Origin of the sequence: Bacillus sp. AR8-1 (assembly GCF_008042345.1) — a bacterium.
Taxonomy (GTDB): domain Bacteria; phylum Bacillota; class Bacilli; order Bacillales; family Bacillaceae_G; genus Bacillus_A; species Bacillus_A cereus.
In genome coordinates, this window is the sequence record NZ_QNUB01000017.1 from 345,812 (window position 1) to 365,618 (window position 19,807).

A 19,807-nucleotide genomic window follows, 5' to 3' on the forward strand; every position below is an offset into this window, starting at 1 on the left:
TTCGTAAAATCAATATAACGAAAAAGAAATAAAATGTCAAATACATTGTATTGAGAAAGTGTTTGCTACATTTTGGAACAATCATACATATTTTCCTTCATGATGAAAGAAGATAGGAAAGATGATGTTATAATTTATATGGAATAGTTTCCATCACTTGATTATGAGGACTTTTTTTGGTAACGTACAAATAGAGTTATTAATTTATAATCATTATAAAGTAGAAGTTTTTTTATTAGTTTGCTGAATCTCCTTTATTACATACGGAGAATAATTAAAAAATAATCGGTTGTTCACACGATTGTCAGATTCATAAGAGGAAAGTTGTATTATGATAGTAGATAAAGTGATAAAACGGGTGAAGGGGGACATGCTGCGTGCATATTCTTGTTGTTAGTGTAAATTATCGAACAGCCCCTGTAGAATTTCGTGAGAAACTCACATTTCAGGCAGCAGAGCTAGAGCGAGCGATGACTACATTACAAAATCAAAAGAGCGTGTTAGAGAATGTCATTGTATCAACTTGTAATCGCACTGAGATTTATGCTGTTGTCGATCAATTACACACGGGACGGTATTATATTAAGAAATTTTTAGCTGATTGGTTTCAGCTTGAAATAGAAGAAGTCGCACCATATTTAACTATTTTTGAACAAGATGGTGCAATAGACCATTTATTCCGCGTAACGTGCGGTTTAGATTCTATGGTAGTGGGAGAAACACAGATTTTAGGCCAAATAAAAGATAGCTTTTTAGAAGCACAACAAGTTAAAGCAACAGGCACAATTTTTAATGAATTGTTTAAGCAAGTCATTACATTAGCAAAACGTGCCCACTCAGAAACAACAATTGGTGAAAGTGCGATGTCTGTTAGTTATGCTGCTGTTGAGCTTGGAAAGAAAATATTTGGCGAGTTAACGGATTGTCACGTGCTTATTCTTGGTGCTGGTAAAATGGGCGAACTTGCACTACAAAACTTATATGGAAGTGGTGCTCGTAAAGTAACAGTTATGAATAGGACGCTTTCGAAAGCAGAAGTAATGGCTGAGAAATATATGGGACATGCAAAATCGTTAAGCGAATTACAATGTGCATTATTAGAAGCAGATATTTTAATTAGTTCAACTGGTGCATCTGAGTATGTCATTACGAAAGAGATGATGACAAAGGTGGAGAAAATGCGCTCTGGTCGTCCTTTGTTTATGGTTGACATTGCAGTGCCACGTGATATTGATCCAGCGATTGATGAGCTAGAAGGTTCTTTCTTGTATGACATTGATGATCTGCAAGGAGTAGTGGAGGCAAACCGTGCTGAGCGTTTGAAAGAAGCAGAGAAAATTCAATTTATGATTGAAGAGGAAATTGTTCTATTTAAAACGTGGTTAAGTACACTTGGTGTTGTTCCATTAATATCAGCTCTTCGTGATAAGGCACTTGCAATCCAAAGTGAAACGATGGTAAGCCTAGAGCGAAAAATACCAAACCTTAGTGATCGTGAGAAAAAAGTTATTAGTAAGCATACGAAAAGTATTATTAATCAATTATTAAAAGACCCAATTTTAGTAGCAAAAGAAATAGCTGCTGAAGAGGGAGCGAGCGAAAAACTAGCGTTATTTGCAAAGATTTTTGATTTAGAAACGGAAGAAGTAGAGAGTCGTGCGGAAGAAGTAGAACATAAAAGAGTGTGGACACCATCCGTTCCATCTTTATAATTTGGAAGGATGATCGGATGAGTTTTTTAAATAACAGTATTATTTATCATATTGCAATTATTTTATATGCTTGTAGCATTAGTTTATATTTTATAGATTATTTCCAAAGTAACCGAAAGGCGAACCGATTTGCTTTTTGGTTACTTTCGATTGTATGGGTATTGCAGTCTATTTTTATGTTGCTTAGGGCGACAGATTCAGAAACGAATCCCATTTTAACTTTATTATCAGGGATTTATTTTTATGTTTGGTTATTGATTACGATGTCGTTAGTCATAAATCGATTTATGCGCGTTGACTTTTTAGTCTTCTTTACAAATGTTGTTGCATTTGGCGTAAGCGCTTTTTCTATTTTTACACCGCTCGGAAAGATGTCTCCAGTACTTGCAGAGCAATTAGTTTCAGAACTTGTATACGTGCATGTTGGAATGGCGATTATTTCTTATGCAACGTTTACGGTATCGTTTATTTTTTCTATTATGTATTTACTGCAATATCGCCTATTAAAAAAGAAAAAGTGGAATGCGAGATTAAGAAGGTTAGGGAATTTACCGAAGCTTGAATCTACGTCTTACGGATTAAATTTATTTTCTGTTCCATTTTTCTTACTAGCAATTTTATTGGGGTGTATATGGGGATATACAAAATTGGACAATTTCCATTGGTATGATACGAAAGTAATCGGATCTTTTGTCGTTCTATTTGTGTATTGCACAGGTTTATATTTACGAGCGGCAGATGTGTTGCAAGGTAAGAAAATTGTACAGTGGAATATCGGATCGTTTCTCGTAATGCTAGTAAACATTTTTCTATTAAGCAGTTTATCCAATTTCCACTTTTGGTATTTATAATGAGGAGAGAGAATTATGCGCAAAATTATTGTAGGGTCACGAAAGAGTAAACTAGCATTAACGCAAACAAACTGGTTTATTGATCAGTTAAAAGCGCTAGGTCTACCATATGAATTTGAAGTGAAAGAAATTGTCACAAAAGGTGATGTTATTTTAGATGTTACTCTTTCAAAAGTAGGCGGAAAAGGCTTGTTCGTTAAAGAAATTGAGCATGCGTTACTTACGAAAGAAATCGATATGGCTGTACATAGTATGAAAGATATGCCGGCCGTACTTCCAGAAGGTTTAATGATTGGCTGTACACCAAAGCGTGTTGACCCTCGGGATGCCTTTATCTCAAAAAATGGAGCATCGTTTAAAGAGTTAGCGGAAGGTGCTATTTTAGGTACGAGTAGTTTAAGACGTAGTGCACAGCTACTCGCTGCGAGACCAGATTTACAAGTGAAGTGGATTCGTGGAAATATCGATACACGTTTACGTAAATTAAAAGAAGAAGATTACGATGCGATTATTTTAGCGACAGCTGGATTACAAAGAATGGGCTGGGATGATGAAGTTATTACAGAACATTTAGATGAGACGTTATGTGTACCTGCTGTAGGACAAGGTGCATTAGCGATTGAATGTCGTGAGGATGATAAGGATTTATTGCAATTGTTATCGCATATTAATGATGCGATAACAGAAAGAACAGTGGCAGCGGAGCGAGTATTTCTTCATAAACTTGAAGGTGGATGCCAAGTTCCAATCGCTGGATATGCAACCCTTACAGAAAACGATGCAATCGAATTAACAGCTCTTGTCGGCTCTATGGATGGCTCTGTTTTATTAAAAGAGACAGTAGTGGGTACTAATCCTGAAGAAGTAGGATTAGAGGCCGCGGACCGTTTAATTAAACAAGGCGCCAAAGAACTCATTCTTGCTGCAAATAAGGAGCAACAATAAATATGAACGCTCTCGCTGGAAAAACGGTATTGATTACACGTGCCCAGCATCAAGCGAAACAAATGAGTGTAGCAGTGAAAGAAAAGAGCGGAATTCCATTGGAAATTCCGCTTTTGCGTATGGAAGGTATGTCTCATAGGCAAATTCAACATATTGAAGAGCAGCTACATTCATACGACTGGGTTATTTTTACGAGCAGAAATGGTGTAGCTTTTTTTCTAGATAGTTTAAAAAAGAAACTACCACTAACCATTAAAATCGCTGCGGTAGGTGTGAAAACAAAATTAGAGTTAGAAAAAAGGGGCTATCAAGTTCATTTTGTCCCGAATTCATTTGTTGCAGAAGCATTTGCCGAAGAGTTTCTAAAAGAATTAAATGGAAACGAACGTATTTTATTTCCAAAAGGCAATTTAGCAAGAGATGTAATACCAGTTAAACTGCGTGAAATTGGTGTTTCTCTAGATGAGTTGATCGTATACGGTACGAAAGTGAATGTAGAAAAAAAGCAAGAGCTTATAGCAGCGTTGAAGTTAGGAGAAGTAGACATTATTACATTTACGAGTCCTTCAACTGTTACTAGTTTTGTTCGTTTACTTGAGGGTGCAAACTGGAGAGAATGGACAAAAAAATGTACAATTGCTTGTATAGGACCTATTACGGAAAAAGAGGCAAGTCGTTATTTTCCGTCTGTTATTGTGCCGAAAGAGTACACTGTAGAAGCATTACTACAATGTGTTTGTGAATCTATAAAATGAAAGAATGGGGATAGAAATCTATGAACTCTTTACAATTTAATCGTCATCGTCGTTTAAGACAAAGCGGGGGCATGCGTGCGCTTGTGCGTGAAACGTTTTTACATACGGAAGATTTTATTTACCCTATTTTTGTATTAGAAGGTGAAAATGTTCGTAATGAAGTTCCTTCTATGCCAGGCGTATATCAAATTTCTTTAGATTTATTGCAAGCTGAAATGCAAGAAGTTGTTGATTTAGGTATTCGTTCTGTTATTGTATTTGGTTTACCTGCTGAAAAGGATGAAGTTGGATCATCAGCATATTGTGATCATGGAATTGTACAACGTGCTATTCAGCAAATTAAAGGTGATTTCCCTGAGCTAGTAGTAGTCGCAGACACATGTTTATGTCAATTTACAAGCCATGGTCATTGCGGTGTAATTGAAGATGGTATTATTTTAAATGACGAGTCTCTTGCAGTTCTTGCGAAAACGGCTGTAAGTCAAGCGAAAGCAGGAGCGGACATTATTGCGCCATCAAACATGATGGACGGCTTCGTAACAGCAATTCGCCATGCATTAGACGAAAATGGTTTTGGACACGTGCCAGTTATGTCGTACGCTGTGAAATATTCATCAGCATTTTATGGACCATTCCGTGATGCTGCGCACGGTGCACCGCAATTTGGTGACCGTAAAACATATCAAATGGATCCGGCAAACCGTATGGAAGCATTCCGTGAAGCAGAATCAGATGTAATGGAAGGTGCAGATTTCTTAATCGTAAAACCAGCTCTTTCTTACTTAGATATCGTTCGTGATGTGAAAAATAACTTTAATTTACCAGTTGTCGCTTATAATGTAAGTGGTGAATATTCGATGATTAAAGCGGCAGCGCAAAATGGCTGGATTAATGAAAAAGAAGTTGTTCTTGAAAAATTAATTAGTATGAAACGTGCAGGAGCAGACTTAATTATTACGTATCATGCGAAAGATGCAGCAAAATGGTTACAAGAAGGAGGCGCTAAATAATGAAAAAGTTTGATAAATCGATTGCGGCGTTTGAAGAGGCACAAGACTTAATGCCTGGTGGCGTAAATAGCCCGGTTCGTGCTTTTAAATCTGTTGGGATGAATCCGTTGTTTATGGGGCGTGGAAAAGGCTCTAAAGTATATGATATTGATGGGAATGAATACATCGACTACGTATTATCATGGGGGCCTTTAATTCATGGTCATGCAAATGATCGTGTTGTAGAAGCGTTAAAATCTGTTGCTGAAAGAGGTACAAGCTTCGGTGCACCAACAGAAATTGAAAATAAATTAGCAAAACTTGTTATTGAGCGCGTGCCATCAATTGAGATTGTGCGTATGGTTAACTCTGGAACGGAAGCAACAATGAGTGCACTACGTTTAGCTCGTGGTTATACAGGTCGTAATAAAATCTTGAAATTTATTGGTTGTTACCACGGTCATGGTGATTCGCTATTAATTAAAGCTGGTTCTGGTGTGGCGACTTTAGGTTTACCAGATAGTCCTGGTGTACCAGAAGGTGTAGCGAAAAATACGATTACAGTAGCTTATAACGATTTAGAAAGCGTAAAATACGCGTTTGAACAATTCGGTGATGATATTGCTTGTGTAATTGTAGAACCAGTAGCAGGAAATATGGGGGTTGTTCCTCCGCAGCCTGGATTTTTAGAAGGTCTTCGTGAAGTAACAGAACAAAACGGTGCATTGCTTATTTTTGATGAAGTAATGACAGGGTTCCGAGTAGCTTATAATTGTGGCCAAGGTTATTATGGCGTAACACCTGATTTAACATGCTTAGGTAAAGTAATCGGTGGTGGTTTACCAGTAGGAGCATACGGTGGTAAAGCAGAAATTATGCGCCAAGTTGCACCAAGCGGACCGATTTACCAAGCTGGTACTTTATCAGGTAATCCACTTGCAATGGCAGCAGGTTATGAAACGTTAGTACAGTTAACGCCAGAATCATATGTAGAATTTGAGCGTAAAGCTGAAATGTTGGAAGCTGGATTACGTAAAGCAGCTGAAAAACATGGCATTCCACATCATATTAACCGTGCAGGTTCTATGATTGGTATTTTCTTTACAGATGAGCCCGTTATTAATTACGATGCAGCAAAATCTTCAAACTTAGAATTCTTTGCGGCTTACTATCGTGAAATGGTAGAACAAGGTGTATTCTTACCGCCATCTCAATTCGAAGGTTTATTCTTATCGACAGCACATAGTGACGCAGATATTGAGGCGACGATTGCAGCAGCTGAAATTGCAATGTCAAAATTAAAATAATGTATTAGAGAAAAATCGCTCTCCATAAGGGGGGCGATTTTTTTTATTCATAAAGTAAGCTTTCTCTACATAAATCTGTAATGACATATAGTTTGGGAGGGGGAAAAGAAGTGGCTGCAGATCATTCGTTACGATTTTCATTAAAAGAATCTGTTTGGTTCCAAAAGGGACAGGAAGTCGATGAACTTTTGTCAATTTCGTTAGATCCAGACGTTGAGATAGAAGAGCTTGATCATGAAGTAATCGTGAGAGGGCAATTAGATTTAACGGGAGAGTATGTTGCACGAAAAGATGATTCGGCGTATTCATTAAGAGAACTATCGCCAGCCAAGTCAATTGATTATGTAGAAACAAGGGAAGATGGGGTTAATGAACTTGTTCATTCCTTTCCGCTTGAAATATCAATTCCGAGAAATCGAGTGAAAGTAATTGAAGAGCTATATGTATCAATTGAGGAATTTGATTATGAATTAAAGGAAAATGGTTGCTTACAATTATTAGCGGATATATCTATTAGCGGTTTGTGTGATGAAGAGAGAAACGAGGATGAAGCTGAAGAGGAAGAAACGGTGTATGCCGAGTTAGAAGAAGATTCAGCGCAAGAGGATGAAAATAGACCGGCGCCGCATGTAGAAGAACCAGCATATAAGGAATCAGATGAGTGGGAAGATTACGCATTTGAACCGTTCCAATTAGAGGAAAGAAAAGAGCAGGAATTAGAAGAAGAGAAGATAGAGGAACATGAATTTGTGGAGCGTGAAGAGGAGCAAGAAACAACGCCGCAATTTGAATTGTTTGGGCGAAAAGATTTCAAGAAAGAAAAAGCGAAAAAGCAGGAAGAACAAGAAGAAGAGTACTCACAGCGAGATGAAAATGCGCTTTATTTAACAAAACTATTTACGAAAGAACCGGAAGAAGAATTTACAAAGTTAAGAATGTATTTCGTGCAAGAAGGGGATACAATTGAATCTATTGCAGAACGTTATGAAACGTCTGTGCAAAATGTGTGCCGTGTCAATCAAACAGAAGATATATTTTTAAATAAGGGGCAAATTATTTATATTCCGGTTTCAAGGGTAAAGGCGAAATAAGGAAGTGAGTGTTTTCACTCGCTTCTTTTCTTAGAGGCTATGTTTTGAATAGAAAGGGTTATTCGTATGGATATTGAATTACGAAATCACTATGAACCTATCGTGAGGCAATATAGATTGGATACGCAGCATATGGAAGAGCACGGAAGCGTAATGAAAATTTATACGAATCAAGGTCCATATGCACTCAAGAAAATAGAAGGCAGAAAGTTAGAGCGGAATAATTTTCTGCATCATATTCAATATTTGAAGGAGAAAGGTTTTTCAAATTATGTACCTATATACCACGCGACGGATGGAAATTATATTTTAAGTGACGGGACGTATAATTATTATTTAATGCCTTGGTTAGAACGTGCAGAAGGAAACGGCGAGGATAATGATCAATACCATAAAATGTTTCAGACACTTGGAACGTTGCATCAAAAAACTGTGAAGGAAGAAACATATACGGAAGAAGATTTAGAAAAACATTATACAACTATATCCGATCGCTGGGAAAATGATGGTGAGATGTTAGAAGAGTTTCTCGTAGAATCTGAATCAAAATGGTATATGTCCCCGTTTGAATTACAATATTGTACGTACTATCATCATGTAATGAGAGCGCGTGAATTTGCAACGAAGCAATTAAATGAGTGGAACGATGCGATGAAAGAAAAAGAGAAAACACGTATTACTTTTGTGCATGGTAACGTGTCACTTAATCATTTTTTATTTGACTATGAGCGAAATGGCTATTTTATTAGTTTGGAAAAATCGAAGTTTGCAACGCCTGTGCAAGATATAGTAGGTTTTTATTCACGGTCTTTAAACACATATCCAATCGCAAGAAGTGATCGGTTTGAATGGTTTCAAATGTATCAAAAAAATTTCCCTTTTACGAAAGAAGAGCAACTACTTATGTTTGCGTATATGACGTATCCATCGCAATTTATTCGGCAAATCCAGTCTTATAAGAAAAGAAGAGATAATCGCAACGAGGAAAATGAACTGCGCGGAGTAAAGAGCTTGCAACAATCGCATTGGCTTGTTAGCAATATAGAATATTTCCTGTCACAATTACAAGCTGCCCAGCAAGGGAACGGGTAAAGTAAAACTTTAATCAGCGGGTGGCTCCAACCTAACTTCTTTGCTTCAGCTGAATTTTGAGGTGGGGTCTTATTGCCCGCAAATAGCGGGATAAAGAAGATAAGTAGAGAATGCTACTTATCTTCTTTATATTCACCCGAAAAGTCATAGTTTTAAATTTATCTTGACGAATAAGGTTTCGTTTTTTACACTATTGTATATAATAATTAACAATCATATAAATGCCTTGAAGGGGAAGAGTATAACATGAAACGTCTTCAGAGAGGAGAATCAGTAGCTGGGAGATTCTCTAGATAGTTATGTTAGAAGGTAGCCCTGGAGCATCTTTTCTGAACAGAATAGTTCTCATTAGGAAAAGACGGATTTGTCCGTTATCAAATTAAGAGTATAAGCAAATTATGAATTTGTTTGTAAATAAAGGTGGTACCGCGATGTCCCTCGTCCTTTTTGGATGAGGGACATTTTTTATTTTAAGGAGGGAAAATAATGTCAAACACGGAAAAGAATTTACCAACTAAATATGATCATATGTCCGTTGAAGAAGGCCTTTATCAATGGTGGCTTGAAGGCAAATATTTTGAAGCAACAGGAGACGAGAAGAAACAACCGTATACAATTGTAATTCCACCTCCGAACGTAACTGGTAAGTTACACTTAGGTCATGCTTGGGATACAACTCTTCAAGATATTTTAACTCGTACGAAGCGTATGCAAGGTTACGATGTGCTATGGCTTCCAGGAATGGACCATGCTGGTATCGCAACACAAGCGAAAGTAGAAGGAAAACTTCGTGAAGAAGGTATTTCACGTTACGATCTTGGCCGTGAGAAATTCCTTGAAAAAGCTTGGGAGTGGAAAGAAGAGTACGCTTCTCACATTCGTCAACAATGGGGGAAAGTTGGTTTAGGACTAGACTATTCTCGCGAACGTTTCACATTAGACGAAGGTTTATCTGATGCGGTTAATAAAGTATTCGTTCAATTATACGAAAAAGGCTTAATTTACCGCGGTGAATATATTATCAACTGGGATCCAGCAACACGCACAGCTCTTTCTGATATTGAAGTAATTCATAAAGAAGTTCAAGGTGCATTCTACCATATGAACTATCCGTTAACAGACGGTTCAGGTCACATTCGCCTTGCTACTACTCGTCCAGAAACGATGCTTGGTGATACAGCGGTAGCAGTTCATCCAGAAGATGATCGTTACAAACATTTAATCGGAAAAACAGTTACACTTCCAATCGTAGGCCGTGAGATTCCGATTATTGCTGATGAGTACGTAGAAAAAGACTTCGGAACAGGCGTTGTAAAAATTACACCAGCTCATGACCCGAACGACTTTGAAGTAGGTAACCGTCATGACTTACCACGCATCTTAGTAATGAACGAAGATGGATCGATGAACGAAAAAGCTGGTAAATATAACGGTATGGATCGTTTCGAATGCCGTAAAGAATTAGTGAAAGACTTACAAGAAGCTGGCGTATTAGTAGAAATCGAGCCACATATGCATTCAGTAGGTCATAGTGAGCGTAGCGGTGCAGTTGTTGAGCCTTACTTATCAACACAATGGTTCGTAAAAATGGCTCCACTTGCTGAAAAAGCAGTAGCGCTTCAACAAAAAGAAGAAGAAAAAGTAACGTTCGTACCAGAGCGTTTTGAAAACACATATTTACGATGGATGGAAAATATTCATGACTGGTGTATTTCTCGTCAATTATGGTGGGGACACCGTATTCCAGCTTGGTACCATAAAGAAACTGGTGAAGTATACGTAGGTACAGAAGCACCAGCAGATATTGAAAACTGGAATCAAGATAACGACGTACTTGATACATGGTTCAGTTCAGCGCTATGGCCATTCTCAACACTTGGTTGGCCAAATGAAGATTCAGCAGACTTCAAACGTTACTATTCAACAGATGCACTAGTAACGGGTTATGACATCATCTTCTTCTGGGTATCTCGTATGATTTTCCAAGGTTTAGAGTTTACAGGCGAGCGTCCATTTAAAGATGTATTAATTCACGGTTTAGTTCGTGATGAGCAAGGTCGTAAGATGAGTAAATCTCTTGGTAACGGTATTGACCCAATGGATGTTATCGAGAAGTACGGTGCAGATGCAATGCGCTATTTCTTATCAACAGGAAGTGCACCAGGTCAAGATTTACGTTTCAGCATGGAAAAAGTAGAATCTACTTGGAACTTCATTAATAAAATTTGGAACGCATCACGTTTCGTATTAATGAACATGGATGATATGAAGTATGAAGAAATCGATTTAACTGGTGAAAAATCAGTTGCAGATAAGTGGATCTTAACTCGCTTAAACGAAACAATCGAGAGTGTAACACGTAACATGGATAAATATGAGTTCGGTGAAGCTGGTCGTTCATTATACAACTTCATTTGGGATGATTTCTGTGACTGGTACATTGAAATGGCGAAACTTCCACTATACGGTGAAGATGAAGCAGCTAAGAAAACGACTCGTTCTATTTTAGCTTACGTATTAGATCAAACAATGCGTCTATTACACCCATTCATGCCATTCGTAACAGAGAAAATTTGGCAACATTTACCGCATGAAGGCGAATCTATTACAGTAGCTGCGTGGCCAACAGTTCGCGAAGATTTACAAGATACGGAAGCTGCGGCAGAAATGCACCTTCTAGTTGATATCATTCGCTCTGTTCGTAACATTCGTGCAGAAGTAAATACGCCAATGAGCAAAAAAGTTCAAATGCAAATTAAAGCAAAAGATGAGGCTGTACTTGCTCAACTTACGAAGAATAGCTCTTACATTGAGCGTTTCTGTAACCCAAGCGAATTAACAATTCAAACGGACTTACAAGCGCCAGAAAAAGCAATGACTGCAATCGTATCAGGTGCAGAGTTATTCTTACCGTTAGCTGATCTTATCAATCTTGATGAAGAGAGAGCTCGTCTTGAGAAAGAACTTGAGAAGTTCGATAAAGAAGTAGAACGTGTACAGAAGAAACTTTCTAACCAAGGTTTCGTAGCGAAAGCTCCTGCAGCGGTTATTGAAGGAGAGCGTGCGAAAGAGCAAGATTACCTAGAAAAACGCGAAGCAGTTCGTCAACGTCTAGCAGATCTTGAAAAGTAAAAATATTTTTAGAGACTCACTATATTGGTGAGTCTCTTTTCTTTGCGTATAATAGAACTATGAAAGTTGTCTTTTGAAAGGGGAAAAGCATACGTGATACATACATACGAAGAAGCGATAGGGTGGATTCATAGCCGATTGAAATTTGGTATTAAACCAGGATTAGAAAGAATGAATTGGATGCTAGAAGAGCTCGGAAATCCAGAGCGTCATATAAAATGTGTTCATCTTGCTGGTACAAATGGAAAAGGTTCAACGTTAACATATATGCGTTACATGTTAGAAGGCGCGAAATATAAGGTAGGAACGTTTACCTCCCCTTACATCGAAACATTTAATGAACGCATTAGTGTGAATGGAACACCAATTGCAGATGAAGAGATTACTGAACTCGTAAAGATGGTAAAACCAGTCGTGGAAAAACTAGATGAAACGGATTTAGGGGAAGCGACTGAGTTTGAAATTATTACTGTTATGGCAATTTGCTATTTCGGTAAAGTCAATTTCTGTGATGTTGTTTTATTTGAAACAGGGCTCGGTGGACGTTTTGATTCTACCAATGTTATACACCCTGTTCTCACGATTATTACGAATATCGGTCACGATCATATGCATATTTTAGGGAATACACTAGGAGAAATTGCATATGAAAAGGCGGGGATTATTAAGTCTGGTGTGCCGGTAATTACTGGTGTAAAAGATGAAGAAGCTTTGCAAGTCATTCAAAATGTTGCAAAGGAAAACCATGCAAACTTATACGAACTTGGCAAGCATTTTACAGCGTTACATAAACAGTCTAACGAAGATGGGGAACAGTTTGATTTTACTTGTCCTTTTACCGCATTTGAAGATTTGCAAATCTCAATGAAAGGTATTCATCAAGTAGGAAATGCAGCGCTAGCACTTATGGCAGTAATGTATGTAAAAACATATTTATCATTTTTAATTGAGGAAGAGGGAATAAGAACGGGATTACGGGAAGCGTATTGGATTGGGCGCTTTGAAAAGCTACAAAGTAACCCGGATATTATTATAGATGGTGCTCATAATCCAGAAGGTATCGAAAGCCTTGTGAAAACAGTAGAAGCGCATTACAAAGATAAAAATGTAATAGTTTTATTTACTGCCCTTGGTGATAAACAATTGCATAACATGGTAGGCCGATTAGAAACCATTGCAGATGAAATGATTTTTACAACATTCGCCTTTGATCGTGCTATTTCTGCAGACAAGCTTGCATCATATTCACAAAAAGAATCAAAATTAGTTTTTGAAAATTGGAAAGAGGCAATTGATACAAAAGTTGAAATGATAGGGGAAAATGATGTTTTTATCATAACAGGTTCTCTTTATTTCATTTCTGAAGTTCGAAAATATATTCGAGAGAAAAACTAGATAGTCTTTGCTATCTAGTTTTTTGTTCTACAAATGAAGTCAAATGCATACATATAAGATAAATATATAGGGTTATTTGGCGAATTCCTCTGACAAATATCTCGTTTTTTTGTGAAATGAATATGATATGATGCGGACAACGATAAGAGGTGAGGTGTGAGTGTATGGACAAGCAATCACGAACGATCTCAGTGAAAGTGAATGGAACAGAAGCGAAGTATGAGGAAAAGAAGAAAGATGAATTTGAATGGATGGTAGTAGAAAGTGAACGACCTAAAAATGTTGTTCCGTTTCAAAAAGCGAAATCAGTGTCTGTGGAAAAATACCGAAAGAAGTGGAGTAATACATTAATTGCAATCGTTGCAACCGCAATTATTATCGGTACGACGTTTGGAATGGGGATGCTTCATTTACTTACTGGACAAGGAACAACAGGAGGAAGTGAAGTAACTGCTTCAAGGCCGACTGGAAATGGAGAATCAAAGGTGGGTGGAACGGCAGAACAAACACCAGCACCGAAAGAAGAAAAACAAAAGGCGCAGACAGGAACGTCATTGGATCCGATGAAATTATTCTTTGTTCAAGGGGGGCTTTATTCTTCTGAAGAAAAGGGACAGGCAGCTCTTGAAGAATGGAAAGGCAATGGGGGCATTGGTGCTTTGAGACCGAGCGGGGATAAGTATGCAATAGTTGTTGGTATTGCTAGCGATGAACAGGCTATAAATCAATTAATGACTAAGTATAAAAATGATGGTGTCTCCGTTTTAAAAAAGAACTGGGATATAACAGATAAAGCATTGCTGAAAGATGATAAAGAAGTAGGAACATTTTTAACAAAAGTGCAGCCATTATATACTCATTTAGCAAAATATGCTTCTAGCGTACAAGTTGGTGGAAAAAGCAGCGCAAAAGATATAGAAGTGATTGAAAAAGAATGGAAAGCGATTGAAAAAGAAGGGAAAAGTATGAAGCGAGAAGAAGCAAAGAAACTGTATATGTATACGTCGGTAGCTGTACAAACAGTAAAAGATGGGAAAATGGATAAGGAATCTTTGGCGAAATTAAATCAAGTTATTATTGATGGCTTACTCTCGTATGAAAAAATTGTTTCGTAGAAAGTGAAATGATAGGATAATAAAATGAGTAAGAAAGAAGTACATGTACTTCTTTCTTTTCTTTTGAATTTAGAGCAAAGTGCTTTCTCTATGACAGGAATATAATCGTATGCAATAAAGAAGTGTTATTTTTAGTTAGAGAAATTAATATTTCTTTCATTTGTGGGCAAACTATTCCTTTGATACGATTGATATAAATTGTTCTGCTTCATGTGAGAAAGGAAGGAGAAAATATGAAAAAAATAATTTTAGCTTCAGGGTCACCTCGGAGGAAGGAATTGCTTGAGTTAGCTAGCGTACCATTTGAAATCGTTGTAAGTGAAGTAGAGGAAACAATTGGTGCATATTCATCGCCTTCTGATATTGTAATGTCGCTTGCTTTGCAAAAAGCATCAGCGGTTGCAGAAAATAATAGTGATCACATTGTGTTAGGTGCAGATACAATTGTTACATATGAGTCGCGTATCCTTGGTAAGCCTTCTAATGAGGATGAGGCGAAAGAGATGTTACAATTACTATCTGGGAAAACACATGAAGTGTATACAGGTGTTGCGATTATATCAAAAGAAAAAACGGTTACTTTTTATGAGCGTACAGAAGTTACATTTTGGGAGTTAACAGAAGAGGAAATTGATACATACGTCGCGTCGAAAGAACCTCTTGATAAAGCAGGTAGTTATGGGATTCAAGGTAAAGGATCTATTTTCGTTCAAAATATTCAAGGGGACTACTATAGTGTAGTTGGCTTACCAATTGCACGTCTCGTTCGGGAATTAAAACAATTTGATATTGATGTAACCCATGCGTAAAATTGCATGGGGTTTTCTTTGAGAGAACAAATAAAGGGGTGGAGAAATGAACGGTATTCGTGATGTTGTAAGAGAAGAACAGCCACGGGAGCGTTTATTGTTAGAAGGTGCTGGAAGTTTATCAAATCGAGAGCTTCTCGCAGTGTTACTCAGAACAGGTTCTAAAGAAGAAACAGTTTTAAAGTTGTCAGATAAAATTTTACACCAATTTGATGGCTTACGTATGTTGAAAGATGCAACATTAGAAGAGCTAATTAGTATACATGGTATTGGGATTTCAAAGGCATCGCAACTTATGGCAGCCTTTGAACTAGGCAGAAGAATGGTACGTTTAGAATATCAAAATAGATATAGTATTCGAAGTCCAGAAGATTGTGCGAAATACATGATGGAAGAAATGCGTTTTTTACAACAAGAGCATTTTGTTTGTTTATATTTAAATACAAAAAATCAAGTTATACATAGGCAAACGATCTTTATTGGAAGTTTAAACACGTCAATTGTACACCCGAGGGAAGTTTTTAAAGAAGCCTTCCGTCGTGCAGCAGCCTCTATCATATGTCTTCATAACCATCCCTCAGGAGATCCCACGCCGAGCCGTGAAGATATTGAAGTAACCAAACGCTTAGTAGAATGCGGTCAGATTATCGGAATTGAAGTGCTTGATCATAGTGTGCGCTGTTCCTAGACAATCTGCGTAGAAATATGCAATAAAACTAGGCAAAGGTACTTACCTTTGAACTTTACGCTTGAATAGGTTGGTGAAATCCCAACTCATCGTTAAATGTTGGTAACGATGCTCTGAAACTCCGACGTGCATAAATAGTTAACTACATTTGTGTACGAAGCTCGGTAAAGGCGCTGAAAAACAGACCTGAGAAGCGGTTAGTAAAGTAAGCGGGAGGCTATAAAACCGTCATGCTGACTTACCAGGAATCCTCGTATGTACGGCTCGTAAATGCAAAGGGAAACGAAATGAAGTTTCTCGCTTCTGTAAAAGAAGTTTAATCGTGGGTTTTGTATTTGTGGTTGCAAAATCTATACTACTCCAATAATGGAATAGTGTCTTGCGTCCTACCAACAGTGGACAAAAAGATGATTAACGGGTCAAAGAGGACAGCTAAAACGGTAATGAAAAGCTAAAGCGTAAGGAACAGCGGAACCATAGAGGATGATGACAAGAGGAGTTAAACTCAATGCATCTAAATTGGAGGAAATGACAATTGAATCTATGGGACAGCAGCCCGTAGTAGTGACGAAGTTTCTGTAATGGGAATAGAGCGAAGGGGCATAGTCAGTCCAATTATTAAGTTAAACCAATTTGTTAGGGAAGCCGTTTGAGCATACCTGATTAAAACCTTGCATTCTCCCAATAAGGAGGAATCGCAATGGAACAAGAATCTAACTATCTAAAATCTGAACAAGAATTAAGAGATAAACAGGACGAATTATATAATAAAAGTTTCGAAAGTATAAATCAAAAGGGACAATCGTCTGGACACAAAAACTTATTAGAACTGATGACAAGTGAAGCCACGATACTAACGGCTATCCATCGCATTAAAGCGAATAAGGGAAGTCGTACGGCTGGAAGTGACCATAAATTAATGAAACCAGACATTCTTCAAAAAGATTACCCAAAAGTCGTACAACTCGTACAAGAAAACTTTCGAAATTATCGTCCAGAACCTATTAAAAGAAAGTACATTCCAAAACCAAATTCCAAAGAGTTACGCCCATTAGGAATACCAAGCATTATCGACCGAGTTATACAGGAGTGTGTTCGTTTAATTATTGAACCAATTCTTGAGGCGCAATTTTTCCAACATTCATATGGATTCAGACCAATGAGAGATTCCAGTAGTATGGCATTAGTTCGAACAACTGACATCGTTCATATCACGGGACACTATTGGATTATCGAAGGAGATATTAGTAAATTTTTCGATTGTGTTAACCATACGATTCTCATTAAGAAATTATGGAATATGGGAATTAGGGATAGACGTGTCCTCATGATTATCAAAGCAATGCTGAAAGCTGGGATCATGGATGAATTAAAAGAGAACCCAATTGGTACACCTCAAGGAGGAATCATCTCTCCGCTACTCGCAAATGCTTATCTACACGCATTTGACCAATGGGTAACAAGAGAATGGGAAAATAAGAAAACAAGCTACCCGTATGCACAAAAATCCAAACAGTTCGAAAGGTTACGGAAAACAACACGCCTAAAAGAAACGTATTTGGTAAGATATGCAGACGATTGGGTACTCATAACGAACTCTAAACGGAATGCGGAGAAATGGAAGTACAAAATAACAAAATATCTAAAAGAGCGGTTGAAATTGACATTGTCAGAAGAAAAGACGCTCATAACAGATATACGAAGACGACCAATTAAATTTCTTGGCTTTGAAATCAAGGCAATTAAGGGCAAGGCGAAAAATGGACATATTCTCGTCAGTAAGCCAAATCAACAACGGTTAAAAGAAAAGGTAAATGAGATTCATAAAACGATTAAGAAAATCAAAAAAGCAACAAGGAAAGACGACCTGATTCACTGGATTAATCTCATCAACTCTAAAATAAGAGGGCTAATTCAATATTACGAATGTACAACGAAAGTGAATGTGTACATGGGAAAGTATGTTGATAAACTCCACTATGCGGCATATTTGAAACTCCGAAAACATGGAGGTTATAAAATACCTGCAAAACGAGTGGACAATCTACGGTCAGCCCACGAAAAGTACGAAACCAAAATACCAATGGTTGAATACAACGAATTGAAAATAGGTGTTACAAGGCTAGATTTTTGTAGGTGGAAAAAGCCTAAAAATAAAAGCCCTAAAGAGACACCGTATACCAAACTGGGTAGACAAATTTATATGAACCGAACGAATAAAAAGCCCATTAAAGTAAGAGCGGATGAGCTCCTCAGCTTGAATTGGTCCAAGATTATCAAAATCGGACATAAGGGAAAATTGTACAACTTTGAATACTTTATGAATCGAGCCTATGCATTTAACCGTGATAAAGGAAGATGTCGAGTATGTGGAGAGTTACTTCAGGGGGATGATGTACACATACACCATGTCAACCCAAAACTCCCCATAGAAGAAGTAAATCGTGTTCCTAACCTTGCATCCCTACATGAACATTGCCATCAAATGATTCACAGTTCAAAAGATTATTCCATGGTCGGAAAAGTAATTTGGGAAAAGGTTCTAGGTTTTAGAGAAAAATTGGGATTAACGTAAATAATTGAGTTGATGGAACGCCGTATGAGGTGAAAGTCTCACGTACGGTGTGAAGTGGGGGAAAAGAAGTCCAAACGAGTAAAGTCGTGGTTTTTTCTTACCTATCACTATTTATAATAGGTGACCATAAATTCGTGAGTTTAAAGGAAAAAGGTCATATTTAAGACTATGCTTTTTACTTATTTTGTTTTATAATGTGATTTATGAGTTTTTTGTAGAAATTTATCTACAAAAAGGATAAAGATATAAAAAACGTACTGTTTTTATAATATAAAGTAAGAAAAAATGAGTCCGTGAAAACAAGAAAGGAAGATAAATAATATGTTTGGATTTGGTGGATTTACTCGCGATCTTGGAATAGACTTAGGAACTGCGAACACGCTTGTATATGTAAAAGGAAAAGGTGTAGTTTTACGTGAACCTTCAGTAGTTGCGTTACAAACTGATACGAAACAAATCGTTGCTGTAGGTAGCGATGCAAAACAAATGATTGGTCGTACACCAGGGAACGTTGTGGCACTTCGCCCGATGAAAGACGGTGTAATTGCTGATTATGAAACAACTGCAACAATGATGAAATATTACATTCAACAAGCTCAAAAATCAAACGGTTTCTTCTCACGTAAGCCGTATGTAATGGTATGTGTACCATCTGGTATTACAGCTGTAGAAAGACGTGCAGTAATCGATGCGACTCGTCAAGCGGGTGCTCGTGATGCTTATCCTATCGAAGAGCCATTTGCAGCAGCAATTGGTGCAAACTTACCTGTTTGGGAACCAACTGGTAGTATGGTTGTTGATATCGGTGGTGGTACAACAGAAGTTGCAATTATTTCTTTAGGTGGTATTGTAACAAGCCAGTCAGTTCGTGTTGCTGGTGATGATATGGATGATTCAATCATTCAGTACATTAAGAAAAGCTATAACTTAATGATTGGTGAAAGAACAGCTGAAGCATTAAAATTAGAAATTGGTTCTGCAGGCGAGCCAGAAGGTATCGAGCCTATGGAAATTCGCGGTCGTGATTTAGTAAGTGGTTTACCAAAAACAGTACTAATTCAGCCAGAAGAAATTGCAGATGCATTAAAAGATACAGTAGATGCGATTGTAGAATCAGTTAAAAATACGTTAGAAAAAACGCCACCTGAATTAGCGGCTGATATTATGGACCGCGGTATCGTATTAACAGGCGGCGGGGCATTACTACGTAATTTAGATAAAGTAATTAGTGAAGAAACGAAAATGCCAGTTCTTGTTGCAGAAGATCCATTAGATTGCGTAGCAATTGGAACAGGTAAAGCATTAGACAATATCGATCTTTTCAAAACTGCTGCTCGATAATATTGCAAAA

Annotated in this window: 15 protein-coding genes and 1 other annotated feature; all 15 genes read left to right on the plus strand. The window is 37.5% G+C overall.

Annotated features, from left to right (window positions below; genetic code table 11):
- Positions 1-377 precede the first annotated feature (377 nt).
- The 15 genes from hemA to mreB all read left to right on the plus strand — a co-directional run bounded on the left by hemA (position 378) and on the right by mreB (position 19,797).
- On the plus strand, positions 378-1,712 hold the full coding sequence (gene hemA / locus DN400_RS13055) for a glutamyl-tRNA reductase (RefSeq protein WP_000547868.1): 1,335 nt from the start codon (positions 378-380) through the stop codon (positions 1,710-1,712).
- A 17-nt stretch (positions 1,713-1,729) separates the two neighbouring features.
- Positions 1,730-2,563, plus strand: coding sequence for a cytochrome c biogenesis protein (locus DN400_RS13060; RefSeq protein WP_000009005.1), 834 nt, complete (start codon positions 1,730-1,732; stop codon positions 2,561-2,563).
- Between the two features lie 15 nt (positions 2,564-2,578).
- Entirely contained in the window at positions 2,579-3,508 is a 930-nt protein-coding gene (gene hemC / locus DN400_RS13065; protein WP_001226406.1) for a hydroxymethylbilane synthase, read from the plus strand.
- A 2-nt stretch (positions 3,509-3,510) separates the two neighbouring features.
- Positions 3,511-4,263: a uroporphyrinogen-III synthase gene (hemD, locus tag DN400_RS13070; RefSeq protein ID WP_053563601.1), complete on the plus strand. Its 753-nt coding sequence runs from the start codon at positions 3,511-3,513 to the stop codon at positions 4,261-4,263.
- A 20-nt stretch (positions 4,264-4,283) separates the two neighbouring features.
- A complete protein-coding gene (gene hemB / locus DN400_RS13075) occupies positions 4,284-5,273 on the plus strand; it encodes a porphobilinogen synthase (protein WP_001087056.1) in 990 nt (329 codons plus the stop codon).
- On the plus strand, positions 5,273-6,559 hold the full coding sequence (gene hemL, locus DN400_RS13080; protein WP_098607055.1) for a glutamate-1-semialdehyde 2,1-aminomutase: 1,287 nt from the start codon (positions 5,273-5,275) through the stop codon (positions 6,557-6,559). Before hemB ends, hemL begins: the two co-directional genes overlap by 1 nt.
- An 80-nt stretch (positions 6,560-6,639) precedes the next feature.
- Entirely contained in the window at positions 6,640-7,650 is a 1,011-nt protein-coding gene (gene spoVID / locus DN400_RS13085) for a stage VI sporulation protein D (RefSeq protein WP_141542028.1), read from the plus strand.
- Between the two features lie 66 nt (positions 7,651-7,716).
- Positions 7,717-8,742 carry a spore coat protein YsxE gene (gene ysxE, locus DN400_RS13090; RefSeq protein WP_000350660.1) on the plus strand — a complete coding sequence of 342 codons (1,026 nt, stop codon included), beginning with the start codon at positions 7,717-7,719 and terminating at the stop codon, positions 8,740-8,742.
- A gap of 217 nt (positions 8,743-8,959) precedes the next feature.
- Positions 8,960-9,191: a binding site (T-box leader), on the plus strand.
- Positions 9,192-9,228: 37 nt separating this feature from the next.
- Positions 9,229-11,874, plus strand: a complete 2,646-nt coding sequence (locus tag DN400_RS13095; RefSeq protein WP_000072222.1) for a valine--tRNA ligase — start codon at positions 9,229-9,231, stop codon at positions 11,872-11,874.
- Positions 11,875-11,967: 93 nt separating this feature from the next.
- Positions 11,968-13,269: a bifunctional folylpolyglutamate synthase/dihydrofolate synthase gene (locus tag DN400_RS13100; protein ID WP_053563604.1), complete on the plus strand. Its 1,302-nt coding sequence runs from the start codon at positions 11,968-11,970 to the stop codon at positions 13,267-13,269.
- A 164-nt stretch (positions 13,270-13,433) separates the two neighbouring features.
- Positions 13,434-14,384, plus strand: coding sequence for a hypothetical protein (locus tag DN400_RS13105; protein WP_023523114.1), 951 nt, complete (start codon positions 13,434-13,436; stop codon positions 14,382-14,384).
- A gap of 233 nt (positions 14,385-14,617) precedes the next feature.
- Positions 14,618-15,193, plus strand: coding sequence for a Maf family protein (locus DN400_RS13115; protein WP_000720494.1), 576 nt, complete (start codon positions 14,618-14,620; stop codon positions 15,191-15,193).
- A 46-nt stretch (positions 15,194-15,239) separates the two neighbouring features.
- Complete coding sequence (gene radC, locus DN400_RS13120; protein WP_065229394.1) at positions 15,240-15,881, plus strand: RadC family protein; 642 nt, start codon at positions 15,240-15,242, stop codon at positions 15,879-15,881.
- A 700-nt stretch (positions 15,882-16,581) separates the two neighbouring features.
- Positions 16,582-18,456 (plus strand): group II intron reverse transcriptase/maturase, encoded by a 1,875-nt coding sequence (gene ltrA / locus DN400_RS13125; protein ID WP_065229393.1) that lies wholly within the window; start codon positions 16,582-16,584, stop codon positions 18,454-18,456.
- A gap of 321 nt (positions 18,457-18,777) precedes the next feature.
- Positions 18,778-19,797, plus strand: coding sequence for a cell shape-determining protein MreB (mreB, locus tag DN400_RS13130; RefSeq protein WP_000466736.1), 1,020 nt, complete (start codon positions 18,778-18,780; stop codon positions 19,795-19,797).
- Positions 19,798-19,807 lie beyond the last annotated feature (10 nt).